Annotated in this window: 17 protein-coding genes and 1 pseudogene; 5 read left to right on the forward strand and 13 right to left on the reverse strand. The window is 61.8% G+C overall.

Annotation, left to right across the window (positions count from 1 at the left end; genetic code table 11):
* Positions 1-42: 42 nt before the first annotated feature.
* The gene (locus QM600_RS19635) at positions 43-1,524 is read right to left on the reverse strand and encodes a flavin-containing monooxygenase (protein ID WP_283263215.1); all 1,482 of its coding nucleotides are present in this window, start codon (positions 1,522-1,524) and stop codon (positions 43-45) included.
* A 78-nt stretch (positions 1,525-1,602) separates the two neighbouring features.
* Here QM600_RS19635 and QM600_RS19640 point away from each other — a divergent pair, with 78 nt between their 5' ends.
* Positions 1,603-2,226 (forward strand): TetR/AcrR family transcriptional regulator, encoded by a 624-nt coding sequence (locus QM600_RS19640; protein ID WP_283263216.1) that lies wholly within the window; start codon positions 1,603-1,605, stop codon positions 2,224-2,226.
* Between the two features lie 9 nt (positions 2,227-2,235).
* Here QM600_RS19640 and hisF read toward each other — a convergent pair whose 3' ends face one another.
* From hisF to QM600_RS19670, 6 genes are all read right to left on the reverse strand, one after another.
* Positions 2,236-3,009 carry an imidazole glycerol phosphate synthase subunit HisF gene (gene hisF / locus QM600_RS19645; protein ID WP_094273543.1) on the reverse strand — a complete coding sequence of 258 codons (774 nt, stop codon included), beginning with the start codon at positions 3,007-3,009 and terminating at the stop codon, positions 2,236-2,238.
* Positions 3,006-3,839 (reverse strand): inositol monophosphatase family protein, encoded by an 834-nt coding sequence (locus QM600_RS19650; RefSeq protein ID WP_283263217.1) that lies wholly within the window; start codon positions 3,837-3,839, stop codon positions 3,006-3,008. The genes hisF and QM600_RS19650 overlap by 4 nt, the downstream gene beginning before the upstream one ends.
* 9 nt (positions 3,840-3,848) lie before the next feature.
* Positions 3,849-4,583 (reverse strand): bifunctional 1-(5-phosphoribosyl)-5-((5-phosphoribosylamino)methylideneamino)imidazole-4-carboxamide isomerase/phosphoribosylanthranilate isomerase PriA, encoded by a 735-nt coding sequence (gene priA / locus QM600_RS19655; RefSeq protein ID WP_283263219.1) that lies wholly within the window; start codon positions 4,581-4,583, stop codon positions 3,849-3,851.
* Positions 4,584-4,602: 19 nt separating this feature from the next.
* On the reverse strand, positions 4,603-4,854 hold the full coding sequence (locus QM600_RS19660) for a hypothetical protein (RefSeq protein ID WP_283263220.1): 252 nt from the start codon (positions 4,852-4,854) through the stop codon (positions 4,603-4,605).
* The gene (gene hisH / locus QM600_RS19665) at positions 4,851-5,486 is read right to left on the reverse strand and encodes an imidazole glycerol phosphate synthase subunit HisH (protein ID WP_283263222.1); all 636 of its coding nucleotides are present in this window, start codon (positions 5,484-5,486) and stop codon (positions 4,851-4,853) included. Before hisH ends, QM600_RS19660 begins: the two co-directional genes overlap by 4 nt.
* A 61-nt stretch (positions 5,487-5,547) precedes the next feature.
* Positions 5,548-5,844 carry a DUF2470 domain-containing protein gene (locus QM600_RS19670; protein WP_283263224.1) on the reverse strand — a complete coding sequence of 99 codons (297 nt, stop codon included), beginning with the start codon at positions 5,842-5,844 and terminating at the stop codon, positions 5,548-5,550.
* Between the two features lie 237 nt (positions 5,845-6,081).
* Here QM600_RS19670 and QM600_RS19675 point away from each other — a divergent pair, with 237 nt between their 5' ends.
* Positions 6,082-7,398: a beta-propeller fold lactonase family protein gene (locus QM600_RS19675; RefSeq protein WP_283263225.1), complete on the forward strand. Its 1,317-nt coding sequence runs from the start codon at positions 6,082-6,084 to the stop codon at positions 7,396-7,398.
* Between the two features lie 62 nt (positions 7,399-7,460).
* Here QM600_RS19675 and QM600_RS19680 read toward each other — a convergent pair whose 3' ends face one another.
* The 5 genes from QM600_RS19680 to QM600_RS19700 all read right to left on the reverse strand — a co-directional run bounded on the left by QM600_RS19680 (position 7,461) and on the right by QM600_RS19700 (position 11,273).
* On the reverse strand, positions 7,461-7,610 hold the full coding sequence (locus QM600_RS19680) for a CG2302 family histidine operon protein (protein ID WP_283263227.1): 150 nt from the start codon (positions 7,608-7,610) through the stop codon (positions 7,461-7,463).
* Positions 7,607-8,221 (reverse strand): imidazoleglycerol-phosphate dehydratase HisB, encoded by a 615-nt coding sequence (gene hisB, locus QM600_RS19685; RefSeq protein WP_283263228.1) that lies wholly within the window; start codon positions 8,219-8,221, stop codon positions 7,607-7,609. The genes QM600_RS19680 and hisB overlap by 4 nt, the downstream gene beginning before the upstream one ends.
* On the reverse strand, positions 8,218-9,354 hold the full coding sequence (locus tag QM600_RS19690; protein WP_283263230.1) for a histidinol-phosphate transaminase: 1,137 nt from the start codon (positions 9,352-9,354) through the stop codon (positions 8,218-8,220). Before QM600_RS19690 ends, hisB begins: the two co-directional genes overlap by 4 nt.
* A complete protein-coding gene (hisD, locus tag QM600_RS19695) occupies positions 9,351-10,673 on the reverse strand; it encodes a histidinol dehydrogenase (RefSeq protein WP_283263232.1) in 1,323 nt (440 codons plus the stop codon). Before hisD ends, QM600_RS19690 begins: the two co-directional genes overlap by 4 nt.
* A 117-nt stretch (positions 10,674-10,790) precedes the next feature.
* A complete protein-coding gene (locus QM600_RS19700) occupies positions 10,791-11,273 on the reverse strand; it encodes a hypothetical protein (RefSeq protein ID WP_283263234.1) in 483 nt (160 codons plus the stop codon).
* Between the two features lie 95 nt (positions 11,274-11,368).
* On the opposite strand from QM600_RS19700, the gene QM600_RS19705 reads away from it, so the two are divergent.
* From QM600_RS19705 to QM600_RS19715, 3 genes are read left to right on the forward strand one after another with little or no spacing between them, the layout of a single operon-like run.
* Entirely contained in the window at positions 11,369-14,623 is a 3,255-nt protein-coding gene (locus QM600_RS19705) for an arabinosyltransferase domain-containing protein (protein WP_502943034.1), read from the forward strand.
* A 50-nt stretch (positions 14,624-14,673) separates the two neighbouring features.
* Complete coding sequence (locus QM600_RS19710) at positions 14,674-15,978, forward strand: glycoside hydrolase family 1 protein (protein ID WP_283263236.1); 1,305 nt, start codon at positions 14,674-14,676, stop codon at positions 15,976-15,978.
* Positions 15,975-16,424 carry a DUF8021 domain-containing protein gene (locus QM600_RS19715; RefSeq protein ID WP_283263238.1) on the forward strand — a complete coding sequence of 150 codons (450 nt, stop codon included), beginning with the start codon at positions 15,975-15,977 and terminating at the stop codon, positions 16,422-16,424. Before QM600_RS19710 ends, QM600_RS19715 begins: the two co-directional genes overlap by 4 nt.
* A gap of 1,112 nt (positions 16,425-17,536) precedes the next feature.
* Here QM600_RS19715 and QM600_RS19720 read toward each other — a convergent pair.
* Positions 17,537-18,361: pseudogene (locus tag QM600_RS19720) on the reverse strand (ArsA-related P-loop ATPase); the annotation flags it as partial.
* Positions 18,362-18,524: the final 163 nt, after the last annotated feature.

Genomic DNA, 18,524 nt, shown 5'->3' on the forward strand with positions numbered 1-18,524 from the left:
GCGACCCGCACTCCGCAGACTGCACTTCACAGACCTGCTCTTTTACGAAATCGAATAGTCCTCGAGTGGAAAGCGTTTCGCCTCGACAAACGCGTTCCGGGTGGAGGTCGGCCGCAGAATCGCCGCCTCACCGTGCTGATTGAAGTAGTAACTTCGCGCGGTCTGGCAACTGCCACCGTAGAAGACCGAGTCGGCCAAATTCTCGGTCATCCGATCCAGGAACTCGGCGTTGGCCGCTTCGGTGACCTCGAATGTTTCGGCCCCACGTCTTTTCACTTCACCGAAGAGTCTCTCCATGTGCTGCATCTGCGATTCGATGGTCGTGAAGTACGACAAACCACTGTACGAGTACGGACTCGCGAGGGTGAGGAAGTTCGGGAAATGGGGTACCGAAACTCCCTCATATGCCTGGAACCGATTGTCGCGCCACCACTTTCCGAGGTTGCGTCCTTCGCGACCAATCACCTCGATTGCCGGGAAGTTGACATCCCACAGATTGAACCCGGTGGCCAGAACCAAGGTATCGATCTCCGTCTTGCGGCCGTCCGCAGTGACAATTCCGTCGGACGCAATGTGATCGATCGACGTGGTCTCGAGGCGCACGTTGTCTTTGGTGAACGTACGGAAGTAACTGTTGGAGAAGGTGGGTCGCTTGCAACCGAAGTCGTAGTCCGGGGTCAGTTGCTTGCGCAACGCCTTGTCGCGCACCTGAGATCGGAGGAATGCACGCGAAAGCGCTGCTGCAAACTTATTGACGAGTTTGAACTGCCTGTAGTGCAAGACCGCACTGACCATGATCACTTCCAGAATCCCGGAACTCACGGCGCGGGCAATCCGCTGCGTGAACGGAACTCGCGAAAAAAGCTTCTGCACCGCCGACGGAATGGGTACGTCGAGCTTGGGAACGACCCAGATCGGGGTGCGCTGATAGACGGTCAACTCTTGTGCCACCCGCGCGACTTCCGGAATGAGTTGCACTGCGGTAGCGCCGGTTCCGATGATGGCCGTCTTGGTTCCAGCCAGATCATAAGTGTCGTCCCACGCCGTGGTGTGGATTATCTTGCCGCCGAAATCGTCGATACCGGAGATGTCCGGACGATGCGGTTGGGACAGAAAGCCGGTTGCCGTCAGAAGGTACGTCGCAGTGACGTCAGGTTGGCCTTCGACTGCCACAACCCAGTGCGACTCGTCCTCGTCCCACCGCGCTCCGTTGACCACCGCCCCGAAGCTCATATGTCGACGTAGGTCGTATTTGTCGGCAACATGATCGGCGTACTTCTTGAGTTCAGCACCCGGCGCAAAGAGTCGGGACCAGTTGGGATTGGGCTCGAACGAGTACGAGTAGGTGACCGACGCGATGTCGACGGCCAGTCCGGGATAGCGGTTGACGTGCCAAGTTCCACCCAGGTCGTCCTCACGCTCGAGGATCACCAGCTTGTCCAAGCCCAGCCTCTTGAGTTGAATGGCCGCACCCATTCCGCCGAAGCCTGCCCCGACCACTACTGCGTCGTACTGCACTGCCATCAGAGAATTTCCCTCTCGTGAACCGCACATCAGAAAATGACGCATCATTCCGTTACGGAAAACGGTATCATTCCAGGCGTGACGAAGGCCATAACCCGCGCAGAACGAAAAAAGGCAGAGTTGCGCCGCGAAATCATCGACGCGTCATTCGAGTGCTTCGCCCAGCGCGGCTACCACGCCACCGGAATTGCCGACATAGCAACAACTCTCGGCATCGGGCACGGCACGTTCTACCGATACTTCGAGAACAAACGCGACATTATCGATCACGTCATCGACGATCTGATCGCCAAGATCATCGGCGCACTTGCCACCGAGAATGCACCGGACGCAGCCAACACGTTGGACGACTACCGTGCCCAGGTAGCTCGCATCGCCGAAGCACTCCCCCGCATTTTCTTCGACGACCCCCGTATTCCGCGCGTGCTGCTGTTCGAGACAACGGGCGTCGACGCCGATCTCACCCGCCGGATGCTCGATCTGCTGGACCAATCCGCGGCCCTGACCGCGGGTTATCTCCATCACGGAGTCAATTGCGGGTACCTACGCGCCGATCTCGACGTCACGAACACCGCGCAAGCGATCAACGGGATGATGCTGGCCAGCGCAATTCAAGGTCTACGGGCAGAAACGCCCGTAAACTGTTCCGCACTCAACCAGGCAATCACTCGGTTGATGTTCGACGGCGTCCGCGCCGAATAAACCGAAAAACTAGCGGACCACGATCCCCTCGGCGCGCATCGCATTCTTGACCTGCGGGATGGTCAGATCACCGAAGTGGAAAACGCTGGCAGCCAGTACTGCGTCGGCGCCCGCTTCGACGGCCGGGGCGAAGTGCTCGACCTTGCCGGCGCCACCGCTGGCGATCACCGGTACGTGCACAGCGGCGCGGACGGCGCGGATCATGAGCAGATCGAACCCGGCTTTGGTGCCGTCTGCGTCCATCGAGTTGAGGAGGATCTCGCCCACTCCCAACTCTGCGCCGCGCTCGGCCCATTCGATAGCGTCGATGCCGGTGCCGCGCTTGCCGCCGTGGGTGGTGACTTCCCACCCGGACGGGGTGTCGGGCTGACCCTGCGGCACGGTCCGCGCGTCGACCGAGAGGACGATGCACTGTGAACCGAAACGCTCACTCAATTCTTTGAGCAGTTCCGGGCGAGCAAGGGCAGCAGTGTTGACGCTGACCTTGTCTGCTCCGGCGCGCAGCAGGCGATCGACGTCGGCGACGGTGCGAACTCCGCCGCCCACCGTCAGAGGGATGAAAACCTGCTCGGCAGTGCGGCTTACGACGTCGAGCATCGTGCCACGATCCGAGGTGGACGCAGTGACGTCAAGAAAGGTCAGCTCGTCGGCACCCTGTGCGTCGTAGGCCGCCGCAAGTTCCACAGGATCGCCGGCGTCGCGGAGATTCTCGAAGTTGACACCCTTGACCACTCGCCCCGCGTCGACGTCGAGGCACGGGATCACACGAACTGCGAGGGTCATGACGTTGGTCCTCCTGAGGACGAATCGCGCGGATCACCGAGCGAATTAAGGATATCGAGAATCTCACCGTGCACACCGGGTGCGCCGGCAAGCACCGAACCCGATTCTACGGTCCATGGTTTACCGGCAAGGTCGGTGACCACACCACCGGCAGCGCGAACAAGAGCGACCCCGGCCGCGTTGTCCCACGCATTATGTCCATAGACGATTGCTCCGCCCAAGATGCCGGCGGCGGTGAACGCCAGATCCACACCCGTACTGCCGTGGATGCGGATCCGCGAGGACACTTTGCTGATTTCTGCCAGTACGTCGAGTCGATAGCTGCCGGGGATACGTCCACGACTGTTCACGTTGAGCGCGCCCAACCCGACTATCGACGACGCCAGATTGGTCGATTCCAGCGGCGCGACCGGGGTTCCGTTGACCATCAACGGGCCGCCGGACCGTGCCGCATACGTATGACCGATCAGGGGCAACCATGTCAAACCCAGGACCGGAACTCCGTCGTCGAGTAGCGCCAACAATGTTCCGGCAGAAGGGAGTCCGGCCGAGTAGTTGAACGTGCCGTCGATGGGATCGAGGACCCAGACGAGTCCGGTATTCACATCGGGACCGCCGAATTCTTCGCCGTGAACCTCGATACCGGTGCGCTCGAACAGCTCCGACGTCAATCGCTTTTCGAGGGCGAGATCAACTTCGGTGGCAAAATCGCTCCAGCCCTTACGGACCGCGCTGGGCGAACCCACCCCGGCGACAAACTGTTCGTGAATGCCGTCGAGCAGTCCACCGGCAATCGCGAGCAGTTCGTCGAGGTCACGCGGTGGAGTCATCTGGCGAATCTAACCGGAAACTGCGGCAAGCGCTTCGGGAAGAGTGAAGCGACCCGCATAGAGAGCCTTACCGACGATCGCACCTTCGACGCCCTGGTCAACCAGACTGGAAATCGCGAGCAAGTCATCGATGGTCGAGACTCCACCGGATGCGACTACGTGTGCATCCGTGACGGCGCAGACCTGGCTCAGGAGTTCGAGATTGGGACCGGCGAGTGTGCCGTCCTTGGAGACGTCGGTGACGACGTAGCGGGTGCAGCCGTCCCGGTCCAAACGAGCGAGAGTTTCCCAGAGGTCGCCGCCGTCGGTAACCCAGCCGCGACCGCGGGTGCGGTACTGGCCGTCGATCAGTCGGACGTCGAGGCCGACAGCGATCTTGTCGCCGTACTTGGCGAGGGCGCGGGCGCACCACTCTGGATCTTCGATTGCGGCGGTACCGAGGTTGACTCGTGCACAGCCGGTGGCGAGCGCCGCTTCGAGGGAGGCGTCGTCGCGGATTCCACCGGACAGCTCGACCTTGACCGTCAGGTCGCCGATGACACCAGCCAGCAGTTCACTGTTGGATCCGCGGCCGAAGGCAGCGTCGAGATCGACCAGGTGCACCCATTCGGCACCGTCGTTCTGCCACGCAAGGGCCGCGTCGCGGGGCGACCCGTATCCGGTCTCACTTCCCGCCTCTCCTTGCACGAGGCGAACAGCTTCACCGTTGACAACATCCACAGCAGGCAAAAGGACCAGGCTCACGTGCGGTAACCCTAGTCGGTCAGGAGTTCGAACCGTCCTTCGGGTCACCGAACGCTCTTCGGGTCATCCGCTTGGATACGACGCCCATCGCCGCGATAGCAGCGACAACCCCGAGGAGGCCGATCGCGAGCCCCACGCCGGGCGACGGTTTCACCAGGACGATGACCACTGTCGTAACCGCCAGCGCGGCCACGGCAGCGCCGAGAGAGAACAGCGCGAGACGAGCGATCGAGAAATCGCCTCCGCTGTCCTTGCCGGGGGCGCCGGTCACAAACTCTGTACCCAGTTGCTCAGCAATTCGGCACCCGCGTCGCCGGACTTCTCGGGGTGAAACTGCGTCGCGGACAGCGGCCCGTTCTCGACAGCGGCCAAGAACTTTCCGCCGTGATCTGCCCACGTGAGCTTCGGGGCGGCGATGTGCTCGGACGGCGGAAGTTCCCACTTCTGCACGGCATACGAGTGCACGAAGTAGAAACGAGTGTCAGCGTCGATGCCCTTGAACAACGTGCTGGACTCGGGCGCCTCGACGGTATTCCAGCCCATGTGCGGCAGCACCTCGGCTTGAAGGCGCTCAACGGTTCCCGGCCATTCGCCGCAGCCTTCGGCTTCGACGCCGAATTCGACGCCGCGTTCGAAGAGGATCTGCATACCGACGCAGATTCCCAGTACGGGCCGTCCGCCGGCGAGCCGCTGACCGATGATTCGTTCGCCTTGGACCGCGAGCAGTCCTTCCATACATGCCGCGAACGCACCGACACCGGGAACGACCAAGCCGTCAGCGGCCAATGCCACCTTGGGATCGCTGGTCACCTCGACCTGTGCGCCGGTGCGCGCCAACGCGCGAGTGGCCGAATGCAGGTTGCCGGAGCCGTAATCGAGAACAGCAATCGTGGAAGCGCTCATGCCGCAACTCTATCGGGCAGGCTTGACGCTGCTGTGACCAGTGCTCGAGCCTTCGCTGTGATCAGTGCTCGGACCTCTCGACACCAAGCTTGTCGTACGCCTCCATGCACAGAGCAACAACCTGGACTCGGATGCTCGGCCGGTCCAGTGCAGGCTCGGGCCACGGAATTTTCACGGCCTTTTCCACCCCGTCGACGTCTGCAACCCAGTCGCCCGCAACCGAATCGAGGCCCACCATCCACGCTGCGGTCGCGGTCGGCTCTGCAAAAGCCTGAACGATCGACAAATTGTCGGTCCCGTGATCACCGTTCATATGGCCGATCACACCGGCAACGACTGCATCGTCAAAAGTTGTCATGACTCGAGATCCTAGAACAGCGATTCAGCGCTACCAACGCGGCGACAACACAAACTTCACGGCCCAGAAAGGACACTTATGGTCACCAGGCGCACCAAATAGAAATGTCCTATTGTGGCCAAGGCGAAATGGCGCACTGTGGGGAAATGTCGGATATCTTCCAATGTGGTGGTTACCTTCCCGTGGCCGCTACGCGCCCCCTCGCAGGCGCGGACTACCCGGAAGGCACAAACTCCTTTGACCGTTCTCGATCGGCCACACTCGCAAAAGCGTTGGTCCCGTGCTGCCGCCGCATTCGGTATCGGCACACTCGCCGTCGCCATGACCCTTGGTGTCGGTACCGCATCTGCCGACACCGTCGACCCCACGCCGATCCCGGTCGGCTCTGAGCCGGCCGGAGTGGCGATCACCCCCGACGGCACCCGCGCCTACGTCACCAACTGGGGTGCCGGGACGGTGTCGGTGATCAACACCAGCGACAACACCGTCACCGCCACCATTGCGGTCGGCGCCTGGCCACAGGAGGTGGCGATCACCCCCAACGGCCTCCGCGCCTATGTCACCAACCGAGGCAGCAACACGGTATCGGTGATCAACACCGCCGACAACACCGTCGACCCCACACCCATCATGGTTGGCAGCTTTCCGATCGGGGTGGCGATCACCCCCGATGGCCTCCGCGCCTACGTCGCAAACTTGGGCGGCACGGTGTCGGTGATCAACACCGCCGACAGCACCGTCGACCCCACACCCATCGCGGTCGGCGGGTCTCCCTGGGCAATGGCGATCAGCCCCGACGGCGCCCACGCCTACGTCACCCACCGGAACGGCGACACCGTGTCAGTGATCAACACCACCGACAACACGGTCAACCCCACACCCATCACGGTCGGTCAAGGTCCGTCATCGGTGGCGTTCACGCCCGACGGCTTACGCGCCTACGTCACCAACCAGGAGAGCAACTCGGTGTCGGTGCTCAACACCGCCGACAACACCGTCATCGGCGCGCCCATCACGGTCGGCCAACTCCCGTACCAGGTAGCGATCGCCCCTGACGGTCTACGCGCCTACGTCGCCAACCAGACCGACGGCACGGTATCGGTCATCAACACCACCGACAACACCGTCACCGCCATCAACCTTCCTGTCGGTGGAAGGCCGTTCGGGGTGGCGATCACTCCCGACGGCCTCCGCGCCTACGTCACCAACAACGGCAACGCCACGGTGTCGGTGATCACAATCGAAATAGCTCCCACACTCACCGGGGCACCGACCGCGGGCGTCGTCGGTCAGCCCTACAGTTACGCCTTCTCTGTCACCGGACAACCGGCCCCCACCGTGACCGCAGTCGGTGCATTGCCCGCCGGTCTGACACTCACTGAAGCCGGCGTCCTGTCCGGAACCCCCACCGAGGCAGGGACATTCGCAGTCACCTTCACTGCGTCCAACGGCATCGGCACCCCCGCCACCCTCGACGCCACCCTCACCGTCACCGCAGCTCCGGAACCACCCTCAACAGGTTCGCTCGGATCGCTCGTGAGTTTCGGCTCCTAACCTGCTGAACGTGAATCATCCCCGGGTTGCCATGCAACCCGGGGATGATTCACGTTCCACGATCAGATGCGCAGCGCGCCTGCGACCGCCGCCAAAATCGCCAAGGCCACAAGAATTCCCGACGCCAATTTGTTGACCTTGAACATCGAGTACGCACCGCCCACGGCGATTCCGGCGCCGATGAACAACAGGTAGGTATAGAGAACGCTCACAAGCTTCCCTTCGTCGACGGAATACCGCTCACTCGGGGATCGGGTTCGACTGCCTCGCGCAGTGCGCGCGCAACTGCCTTGTACTCAGCCTCGGTGATGTGGTGCTGATCGCGGCCGTAGAGAACCCGAACATGCAGGGCGATACGAGCATTGAGAGCAATCGACTCGAAGACGTGACGGTTGATCACCGCGTGATACGGGACACCGGGGTATCCGCCGATAACCGAATGCACCATGTAATCGGGCTCGCCGGTATGTACGCAGTACGGACGTCCCGAGACGTCGACGGAAGCATGCGCAAGGGTTTCGTCCATGGGGATGAAGCAATCACCGAAACGGCGAATACCCTTCTTGTCCCCCAATGCCTGACCGAGCGCCTGACCCAGAACGATCGCGGTGTCTTCGACGGTGTGGTGCGCGTCGATCTCGACGTCACCCTTCGCCTGCACGTTCAGATCGAAACTCGCGTGAGTGCCCAGAGCAGTAAGCATGTGATCGAAGAACGGAACACCGGTGGAGACGTCGACAATGCCGGTGCCGTCCAGGTTCAGTTCGACAACGATGCTGGACTCTCGGGTGGTTCTTTCGATCCGGGCGATGCGATCGCTCATGCCGTTTCTCCTTGAGTGATGAGTTGACTGGCCGCGATCTCGTCGCTCGCCTTGATGAAGGCGTCGTTCTCGGCTTCGAGTCCGACTGTGGCACGCAGGTATCCGGGGATTCCGATGTCACGGATGAGGACTCCGCGATCGAGGTACGCCTGCCAGGCCTTCGCACTGTCGGTGAATTCTCCGAACAGAATGAAATTGGCATCACTCGGGATGACTCGGAAGCCACTGTCCGCCAAAGCCTTCGACACACGATCGCGCTCAGCCGAGAGCGCATGAACGCTGCCCAAGGTTTCGCCGGCATGGCGCAGTGCCGCACGCGCAGCCGCCTGCGTCACAACCGAGAGGTGATACGGCAAGCGCACCAACAACAATGCGTCGATGAACGCGGGCGCGGCAGCGAGGTAGCCGAGTCGGCCACCGGCAAACGCAAACGCCTTGCTCATGGTCCGTGTGACAACGAGCTTGGCCGGAAACTCGTCGATCAAGGTCATCGCACTGGGCGCGGCCGAGAACTCCGCGTACGCCTCGTCGACGATGACGATGCCCGGCGAGACCTCGAGGATTCGTCGAAGTTCCGCGATTCCGATGCTGTGCCCGGTGGGGTTATTGGGGCTGGTGACAAATACGACGTCCGGTCGACGATCCGCAATGACGTCGACGGCCGCGTCCACGTCGAGCGCGAAGTCGGCCCGGCGGAACACCTCCACCCACTCGGTGTCAGTGCCGTCGGCGATGATCGGGTGCATCGAGTACGACGGGACAAAACCCATCGCGCTACGACCCGGACCCGCAAATGCCTGCAACAACTGCTGCAGGATTTCGTTGGATCCGTTTGCCGCCCAGAGGTTGTCGACGGTGACCGGCACGCCGGTCTGCTTCGACAGGTACGCAGCCAGGTCCGTTCGCAATGCCACGGCATCGCGGTCGGGATATCGGTGCAGTTCCTTGGCCGCTTCGCGTACCGATTCGGCCACATCGTCGATGAGCGCCTGCGTCGGCGGATGCGGGTTCTCGTTGGTGTTGAGCTGAACCGGCACCGTCAATTGCGGAGCGCCGTACGCCGACTTGCCACGCAGGTTCTCACGAATCGGGAGTGCGTCGACCGAAATCGATCCTCCGGGAACACTACTCATCGCAGAGCCTCGAACCGCAGACGCACAGCCTCGCCGTGCGCCGGCAGGTCTTCGGCATTCGCGAGCGTAATAACGTGTCCGGCAACATCTTTGAGAGCCGATTCGGAGTAGTCGATGACGTGGATTCCGCGCAGGAAGGTCTGCACGCTCAGCCCGGACGAATGGCGTGCGCAGCCGGCGGTGGGTAGAACGTGATTGGATCCGGCGCAGTAGTCACCGAGACTGACCGGGGCCCAGGGACCCACGAACACAGCACCGGCGCTGGTGACCTGAGCCGCAACACCCGTCGCGTCTTCGGTCTGGATTTCGAGGTGCTCGGCAGCGTAGGCGTTGACCACGCGCAGACCGGCCGCGACATCGGACACGAGCACTGTTCCGGACTGACTACCGGTCAAGGCGGTATTCACGCGCTCGCGGTGCTTGGTGATCTCGAGCTGAGCGACAAGCGCCTTGTCGACGGCGTCGGCCAATTCCACGCTGGTGGTGACCAGGATACTGGCCGCCATGACATCGTGCTCGGCCTGGCTGATGAGGTCGGCGGCAACGTGGACCGGGTCGGCAGTGTGGTCGGCGAGGATCGCGATCTCGGTGGGGCCGGCTTCGGCGTCGATACCGACGAGTCCACGGCACAGTCGCTTGGCGGCGGTGACATAGATGTTGCCCGGCCCGGTAATGAGGTCAACGGGTACCAATTCGGTGCCATCGGTATCAGTTCCGCCATACGTCATGAGCGCGATACCCTGGCCACCGCCGACGGCCCATACTTCGTCGACACCGAGCATGGCAGCGGCGGCGAGAATCGTGGGGTGCGGCAGCCCCCCGAAATCAGCTTGCGGCGGCGAAGCCACGACGAGCGATCCGACGCCGGCAGTCTGGGCCGGTACGACGTTCATGACAACACTCGACGGGTACACGGCATTTCCGCCGGGCACGTACAGGCCGACGCGCTCGACCGGAACCCAACGCTCCGTGACGGTACCGCCGGGCACTACCTCGGTGACGGTGTCCTTGCGGCGCTGATCGGCGTGCACCTTGCGGGTCCGCTCGATTGCAACCTCGAGGGCTTCCTTCACGGCAGGGTCGAGTTCGCGGAGTGCACGCTCCAACTCGTCGGCCGGAACGCGAACCGAGGCGGGACGCACGCCGTCGAACTTTTCGCCGAACTCGAGAGCAGCTTCGGCGCCGCGATCACGAACGGCTTCGACCATGGGACGAACCTGATGCAGCACCGCATCCACATCCACTCCACCTCGGGGAAGCGCGGCGCGAAGTTCGGCCGTGGATGGGGTACGACCGCGTAGGTCGGTGCGGGCAAGCATGAGAGTTCCTCTCGTACGCAAACGGGGGGCCTGAGTAGTCGATGATCGAAAACACAGAACTAACGTCAATTATCCAGGATAGGCGCACCCTGTTTTTCACCGGTCCACGTGCGGCGCTCAGCGCAGGTCCGGGGTCCGCCTTCGAGCGAGCTCGATCAGGTCGTCGCGGCGGTCCGTCGCCACCGTGATTTCACGTCCGTCTCGGATCCTGAACGACACTCCGATACCGGGCGCAGCAAGAATCGTCCGTCGGCCGGCGCCGGTCATCCGGTAACCAATGCCCGATCCGACACTAACCTGAACCGGAGTCGCGGACTCGAGTTGGGACCACGCGAACGACTGGTGCAGTCCGGGTCTCAACGCGACGACCACTCCGTCGTAATCAGTGTCGATGGTCACGCGAACTCGCCACAGGTACACAGCAGTCGCGAAGCAGATGGCGACGGACAGTGTCCCGATCACATATCCCGTCGGATCTCCGTCGACAATCGCCACGAACCCGCAGACCGCGAGCAGGAATACTCCGAGAGCTGCGCAGAGCGCAGTCGTCAATTTCCGCAGAAGCGGTCCCAGTGGAACGGACTCATGAAACTCGTACACGTCACTCTTTCTCCGGTCGAAGTTCTCGCAGCACGACATATCGCTTACACACGCGTTTATAACAAACGCGTCACGCACCGCTAGGGTCCAAAGTCGTGACAGACAGCGACGTGGCCAAGACCGCACCTCCCGCCGTGCCGAACCCACAGCGAACCACCGGACATTCTCGAGCTCGGATCGCGGCAATTGTCGCGTCCATTCTCGGCAGCATCCTGTGTGTATCCGTACCGTTCCTGCCGATCGAACAGGACACGGCGACAGTCAATTGGCCACAGTCGGGGTCCACCACAAGTGTCGAAGCTCCCCTCGTCTCGTATACGCCCATACGGTTCGAGGCGTCGATTCCCTGTGCGTCGATCAACGAGTTGGCGGATACCGGCGGAACCGTTGTGTCGACGGCTCCGACCTCTGCCGGTGACGCGCGCCGCTTCGGTTTTGTCACCACCGTCTCCCCTGAATCTGCTGACGCGCCCGCTCGCGTCACCGCAACCCTGCGTGATCAGGTGTTGTTCTCGATGCCCGCGGCGGATCTTGCCGGCGGTTGCGCACTCACACTTATTTCCGAACCGACCCGAACCGTGTTCGACGCCACCGGATCCGAATCGCGAATTCTCGACGGTGACTACCGTCCGCAAGTAGTCGGGGTCTTCAGCGACCTCGACTCCGCAGCGGCGGGTTTGAACGTGTCGATCGAGACGGACTCCCGCTTCACCTCGAGTCCGTCGACGATCAAGATGCTCGCGATGGTCATCGGCGCTCTCACCATGATCATTTCGCTTTTTGCACTGCACCGCCTCGACAACCTCGATGGCCGGGGCAGCCGAAAGTTTCTCCCCGCGCGCTGGTGGAAATTCACGGGCGTCGACGGCATTGTCATCGGAACACTGGTGTTGTGGCACTTCATCGGAGCTACCACTACCGATGACGGTTACCAGTTCACGATGGCCCGCGCTTCCGAGCACGCCGGCTACATGTCGAACTATTTCCGGTGGTTCGCTGTCCCGGAAACACCGTTCGGAACTCCGTACTACAACATCCTCGGGCTCCTTGCCGACATCAGTACAGCCAGCCCCTGGGTTCGTCTGCCGGCACTGTTGGCCGGCATCGCCACGTGGCTCGTCATCAGTCGTGAAGTTGCACCGCGCCTCGGCGCAGCAATCCGCGGAAACCGTCTCGCCCTGTGGACCGGCGCGCTCGTGTTCCTGGCTTTCTGGCTCCCCTTCAACAACGGACTACGCCCGGAACCGATCGTTGCACTCGGCGTCCTCCTGACCTGGTGCTCAGTCGAACGAGCCATCGCGACCAGGCGTCTCCTGCCGGTCGCCGTCGCGATCCTGATCGCTGGATTCACTCTGACGGCGGGACCCTCAGGCCTGATCTGCTTCGCCGCCTTGATCGCCGGTATCCGTCCGATCATGCGCATCATCATCGAACGAGCTCGAACCACCGGCTATATCGCGGCCGTGGGGCCGCTGCTGGCCGCTGGACTGTCGATCCTCATCCCCGCTTTCGGCGATCAGAGTCTAGCCACTGTCATCGAAATGCAGCGAGTCCACTCGATCTCCCCGAACCAGCCCTGGTTCGACGAGTACCTCCGTTATCAGTACTTGTTCAACATCTCGGTCGACGGTTCCCTGACCCGCCGATTCGGTGTGTTCGTCATGATCCTGTGCCTGGGCGTCTGCACCGCGATGATGCTGCGCAAGGGTGGCCGCATCCCGGGTCTGGCCGCCGGCCCGTCGCGTCGCGTCGTCGGTCTCACGATCGGCGCGTTGCCGCTGCTGATGTTCTCCCCCACCAAATGGACCCACCACTTCGGAATCTTTGCCGGACTCACCGCAGTGCTGGCGATGATGACAGCGGTTGCTGTAGGGACCAAGCTTCTGCGTTCCCCCCGCAATCGCGCATTGTTCGCTTCGGCGGTTCTGTTCCTACTGGCGATCGCGTTCACCGGCAGCAACGGCTATTACTACGTCTCCAGCTACAGCGTTCCGTGGTGGGACAAGCCGGTCTCGATCGGCGGACTCGGCGCGAGCACCGTCCTACTCGGTCTGACCGTGCTGATGCTCGGACTCGCTGCATGGTACTTCTTCCGTGAGCCTTACACCGTCGGGAAGGAACCGTCCGCGAAGCATGCTCGCTTGCTTGCCATTTCACCGCTGACAATCGCCGCCGGGGCCATAGTTCTCTTCGAAGTGCTTTCCATGTCCAAAGGCGTGATCACGCAGTATCCCGCCTATTCCGTTGGTCGTGCGAACGTCGACGCAGTACTCGGCCAAACCTGTGGTCTCGCCAATGACGTACTGCTCGAAACCGATCCGAATGCGTCGATGTTGACACCGGTCTCCGGTGACATCGCGACAGCACTTTCGGCCGGCGGCTCCACTGGATTCGCCCCCAACGGGGTTGCCGGTGACCTCAGCGCCGACAAGGAAGCGTCGGCAACCGGTGGCGCGAACACCGTCGATACCGACGAGACCACAACCGGCAACTCCGCTGGAACCGGTGGTGGCGCCGGGCAAACCGGAGTCAACGGCAGCAGCGTGGCGCTCCCATTCGGCCTGGATCCGGCAACTACACCGGTTATGGGCAGTTACGGCCAGCCCGCGCCGGGCACCCTGACAAGCGGTTGGTACCGACTTCCCGGTCTGGGCGAGAACGGCACCCGCGGAGACATCATCTCCATTGCCGCTGCCGGTCGCGTTCGATCCGTCGACAAAGACGAGATCGTCACGTACGGCCAGAACGTCGAGGTCGAATACGGCACCGCACGAGAATCCGACGACATGGAGATCCTCGGACGCATCGCTCCGATCGATATCGGGCCGTCACCGTCATGGCGAAACCTTCGGATACCGCTGGACCAGATTCCCATCGAGGCCAACAGCATTCGCCTCGTCGTCAGCGATAACGACACCAAGACGGATCAGTGGGTGGCCGTCACGCCGCCACGGGTTCCGCAGACACAGAAGTTGCAGGACGTCGTCGGATCGCAGGCGCCGGTGATGCTGGACTGGGCTGTGGGCCTGGCATTCCCGTGCCAACGCCCCTTCGATCATCGTGTCGGGATCGCCGAAGTTCCCGAGTACCGCATCCTGCCCGACCATGCCGGCGCGTTGGTCACCACTGCGTGGCAGGACCACTTCGGCGGCGGCCCGCTCGGGTGGATCGACCTGCTCCTGAGCGCCCAGACCATACCGTCCTATCTTGACAACGACTGGGATCAGGATTGGGGATCGATCGAGAAGTACACACCACTCGATCCGAACGCAGTGCCGGCTCAACTCGACGAGGTACGAGTGGGGCGCTCCGGAATGTGGAACCCCGGACCGATGACCATGGCCTTCTGATCTCTCGAAAGTCATGCGACTGGACACCTGTATGATCTAACCTCCCAGTCATGGGAGCCACGTCAAGGTCGATTGCCTCTGCCCTGCTCGCATTTGCCTGTGCGTTCGGGGTGGTGGCGGCACCGGCGCAGGCCTCGGCGGCTTTGCCCGATGACTTTCTCTGGGGTGTAGCCACTTCCGGATTCCAATCGGAAGGTTCGTCACCGGACAGCAACTGGTCGCGTTATTCGGCCTCGGGCCGGACACACGACACGATCGGTGACTCGGTCGACTTCCGTCACCGCTTTGCCGAGGACATCGACCGTGCAGCTGATCTCGGAGCAAAAGTGTTCCGTTTCGGTGTCGAATGGGCCCGGGTACAACCGACACCCGAGACGTGGAACGACACCGAATTCGAGTACTACGACGACGTCGTCGCACAGATCCGGGCACGCGGAATGAAGCCGATGATCACGCTGGATCACTGGGTTTATCCGGGCTGGGTTGTCGATCAGGGCGGGTGGATGAACCCGAAAACCGAAGCGGACTGGTTGGCGAATGCCGAGAAGGTGGTCCAGCGATACTCCGGCATAGACGCCCTGTGGATCACGATCAACGAACCGACCGTCTACGTACAACGTGAATTGACCTACGGCGGAATCGCTCTCCTCCAGGCCCCCGCAATGTTCGACGCCCTGGTTCGTGTCCACCGCGCGATCTACGACCGCATCCATGTCATCGATCCAGGCACCCGCGTCAGCAGCAACTTCCCTTTCATTCCTGCTGTGTCCGAAGCCGTCGACTCGGTTTTCACCGATCGAGTCCGCGACAAACTCGACTTCCTTGGTATCGACTACTACTACGGCGTGGCACTGAGCAATCTCACCGCCGCCTACTCCGCGATCGACGAGTTCTATAACGTCACACCACAACCCGAAGGCCTGTACGACGCCCTGATGCGCTACTCGCGTAAATATCCCGAACTCGCCCTGTACATCGTGGAGAACGGAATGTCCACCGACAACGGGAATCCACGGCCCGACGGGTACACCCGCTCGAATCACTTGAGCGACCACATCTACTGGATGGAACTCGCCCGCGAAGACGGCGCCGACGTCATGGGGTACAACTACTGGTCCATCACGGACAACTACGAATGGGGTTCGTATCGACCACGTTTCGGGCTCTACACCGTCAATGCTCTGACCGACTCCACACTGACCCGGGTACCCACCGACGGCGTCGAGACGTACCGTCGGATCATCGAGAACAATGGCGTCATGGAAGACTACGTACCGGTCAAGGCACCGGCATTCTGCTCATTGGTGGATCCGCCACTGAGTTGCATCAACACTCATCGACAGGGGTCGTCATGACACATTTCAGGAAACTTGCTCTCACGGCAACCGTCTCGGCAGCAATGATTTTCGCGGGCGGTGCGCTCGCAACCGCCGCGCCGACTCCGACCGACTCACCGCGTGAAGCACAGGCCCGCGCTTACATCGACGCACTCGTTTCGCACGACGTCACCGACGTGCACTTCGCCCCCGACGCCACCCGCGTCGAAGCAGGTCTGCAGACCGGTTTTTCCGGCCCACAATTGAGCGCTGACCTCGACAACGGTGTGCAATACAGCGTAATTCAAGGCGTCCGCGACCTGCGAATGACCGAGGAAGGGGACCTCGTGACCACCGTGTATCTCCTCGATGCCGGAATTCTCGGCACCAGGCTCGCCACGGTCGAGATCCGGGAAACTTTCGTGATCCGCGACGGCTTGATTCATACCATCGTGGCCGACATCATTCCTGTGTCACTTTCCTAGTTCGGACACAAAAAGATAGCTCGGTCGCGCCGCGATTGTGGTCGAGCGGATCTAGCCGACCTTCGAAGAACCCAAGCGCGGCGTCCGAGGTGGCACCGAGTGGGATACCCAGCCAGCCAGTCCGTCCTACGAACCTAGCGTGATCCCGACCAAAGTGCCCAGCCCACATCGCCTACCTACGAACGACAACCAGGAGACCGTAGGAAGAACCGGGCCACTCGCCCGGCCGCGATCGGAGGAAAAGCGTCGGGCGAGTGTGGCAGGTTCTCCGTCGCGTTCGGTCAATACAACCGTTACGACCGAATCGGTGGGACGTGTTGACCGGACTACGGAAGTTGACCCTGATAGAGATAAATGGAAACTTGGCGGAGAGCGCGTTGTGGACAAATTTGTGTCATTGGGTCCGCTTTGGCGTGGATCTCTCGGGACTGGTCCGAACGGTGATGACCGGTGGATCCTCGACCTAGCGTCCGATGACGCGCGGACTGTGGTTCCATTCTGTGCGGGTTGCCCTCAAGGGCTCCCGGCTTCGGATTTCCTGGCCAAGTTATGGGCGGGCGGCAAGACGGGGAATGTTGCCGGGCCCTATGCGCCAACAGTGACGTACACGAACATCATGACCCGATACGACCAGTTGATGCTTCCGCACACCAGTGGATATTCCGAAGCGCCTAACGCCACGAATATCGTTGCGTAGGAAGAATGTTCGCAGGATTACTCGGACCATCTAGCCCTTGCAACATCCAGGGTGACAACAGGCCATATGCTCAACGCTTTGATCCGGAGAACGCCCGCGCAGTGCCCTGTGTGTTTGTGACGCCGTTTCGCGGGGGCCGATCCGCTCGCAGATTGTGCAGCCGCGCAGGAAACTTCCGCGCGGCTGCCATCGCACTGTGGGGTACTTCTTGGCTGCGGGCATCGGTTGAGCCATGCCACGCTTCATCAGTACGGTACGAAGCCGGTTCGGGTAATCGGTGATGATTCCGAGATGTCGCTGCGACGGTATACCTGCGCCTGGACTGAAGGCCAAGCGCCATAGTCCAGATAAGGACGAATCCGAGCAATGTCGGGATTGCCACCAAAACGTCGGTAGCGGTGGCCACACGGATATTCTACCTAGGCCTACTCAAAGTCGCCAATCCGCTTGTGCCAACAGGTTCTTCGGCGAGCATGGGAACGATCGCCGTTCGCTGACTGTATCGGTCTGTGACGGTGTCGATTTCGGCGATCTCCCCAGCTGCCCGCTGCTCCAGGAGCGGCGAGGTCGGTTCGGCAGCGGCGAGGGAATTGTTGACCACCCACGCCCAGGGATGAATTCCCGCGCGTTGCAGATCCGCTTGCAGGCCAGCGGCTTCGAGGACTGGTGTGGTTTCGGCGAGGGTCACGAGCAGGACCTTCGTTGCGTTTCCGTCTTGTAGTCGCATCAGCGGGGTGGTGAAGTTCGTGTTCTCCCCCATCTGGCGGGCGATCTCGCGGTGATACGAGCCGGTGGCATCGAGCAGCAACAGCGTGTGACCGGTCGGGGCCGTGTCGACGACGACGAATTTGCGGCCCGATTCGTCGATGGCCCGCGAAAACGCCTGGAAGACAGCCACTTCCTCCGTGCATGGTGATCGGAGGTCTTCGGGGAGGGTGACAGCGATCGCAGCGGCGATGGTGCTCTTTCCGACGCCGCCTTTGCCCATACACATAATCAGGCCGTGATCGGTGGTATCGAGTTCGTCGATCAGGGATGAGAGCGGATCACCGAGCGACTGCGGGGCCGCGGCCGCAGCGGCGGGTACGGGGCTGGTGTTGGTGGTGAAGAGACTCCGCAGTGCATCGATACCGACGATGTTGGCCTCTTTGAGTGGGACCTGATCGGTGGGCAGTTTCGCCAATTCCGTTGGTAGGGCGTCGATCGCAGCTTGCTCACGGCGGTAGATCGCGATCTCGAGAGCACAGTGCGGGTTCGAATACTTCGACGGTGCTCACGGCGATGTCCTCTTTCTTGCTTTCAAGATTTCGATTGTGCGGGTTCTGCTGATCGGGGTGTCAGTGCGTGGTCAGGCGGGCGGCCAAGGTGTCGACACGGGCAGCGATGTCGTCGCGGACCAGGCG

This window comes from Rhodococcus sp. IEGM 1379 (assembly GCF_030056815.1).
Taxonomy (GTDB): Bacteria; Actinomycetota; Actinomycetes; order Mycobacteriales; family Mycobacteriaceae; genus Rhodococcus_F.